This window comes from Vibrio sp. 1249-1, from assembly GCF_033340495.1.
Genome location: NZ_JAWOWJ010000059.1, coordinates 1 through 1,393, shown reverse-complemented (window position 1 = coordinate 1,393; position 1,393 = coordinate 1). Strand labels below are relative to the sequence as shown.

Here is a 1,393-nt window from a genome sequence, read left to right as displayed (position 1 = left end):
GCGCAGCAGCCCGAGGCTTAGCGGTATTACCCGCGTTTGGTGCGTTAATGGTGATGGGTATTTGGCTGGTATCAGCCTCAATCACTGCGGTTGGTATCATCAGTTTTATCGGCTTGTTAACACCAAACATCGCCCGTGCAATGGGAGCGAGAACGCCACGCGATGAACTCATCAGCAGCATGTTGCTTGGCGCTGCGTTGCTGCTTATCACCGATTCTGCGGCGATTTATCTCAGTTTGTTGTTAGAAGAAACCATCCCAAGCGGTGTGGCGGCGGCGGCCATTGGTGCACCTGCGTTGATCTGGTTTACTCGCAAGAAACTGACAGCTACGGATCAGCTGAACTTGTCGATGAGCCAAGGAAAAACGGCCCTATCGAACGCAGCAGTTTGGGGCATTGCAGTAATGGGAATCATCGGCATTCTGGCGTACTCATTTGTTACGCACGGTATCAGTGGTATTGAGTTTGCGATTCCTGGCGAGTTCCAATGGCAACTGCGGTGGCCACGCATGATCAGCGCGATTTCAGTAGGTGTTGCCCTTTCCATTGCAGGGATCATTTTGCAGCGCATCGTTTACAACCCACTCGCGAGCCCAGACATTCTCGGTGTATCATCCGGCGCAACCTTTGCCATTATCATCACTGGTGTGATGGTTGGCTCTGTACTCGCCGCATTTAACTGGGGCGTCGCTTTTCTGGGCAGTCTGACCGTATTGATTCTGCTGCTCATTATCGGGAAACGCAGCCACTTTAACCCTTCTAATTTTGTACTCTCAGGTATTGCCCTTAGCGCCCTATTACAAGCTCTCGTTCAGTTTGCGTTGGCGCAAGGCTCTGGGGAAAGTTACAAAATTTTGCTCTGGCTCACGGGCTCAACGTATCGCGTCACCAGCACAAGTGCATTGATGTTGCTTATCGCCGTGTTGGTGCTTTTAGCGATTGTATTTGCGTTGTCACGTTGGCTAACACTGATTTCTATTGGTCGAGCGTTTTCTAACGCGCGCGGGCTGAATCCATCATCTGCGAACACGATTTTGCTTGTTATCGTTGCTCTGCTGTGTGCCTTTTCAACGGCGACGGTCGGCCCCGTTTCCTTTGTTGGTTTGGTCGCACCACACATGGCGATGATGCTAGGAGCAAGAAAGGTCAAAGAACAATTATTCGTTGGCAGTTTGATTGGTGCAACGCTTATGGTTTGGGCGGATTGGTTAGGGCAAATAGCCATTTACCCGAGCCAAATTGCAGCAGGTACGTTAGTCGCGATTATCGGTAGTACCTACTTCTTGTTCCTGATGCTCAAAAGCAAGTTCCGATAGCTTGGCGTAAAGATAAGCGAAAAAAGAAACCCGCTCTTTGGGAGTTTACTCCGAAGCAGCGGGTTTCTTTTTCATGC

Annotated in this window: 1 protein-coding gene; it reads left to right on the top strand. The window is 50.3% G+C overall.

Annotation, left to right across the window (positions count from 1 at the left end; genetic code table 11):
• Window positions 1–1,316, top strand: a 1,316-nt coding sequence (locus R7Z50_RS24190) for an iron ABC transporter permease (RefSeq protein WP_318149309.1), incomplete at its 5' end; no start/stop codon positions are given.
• Between the last annotated feature and the right edge of the window lie 77 nt (window positions 1,317–1,393).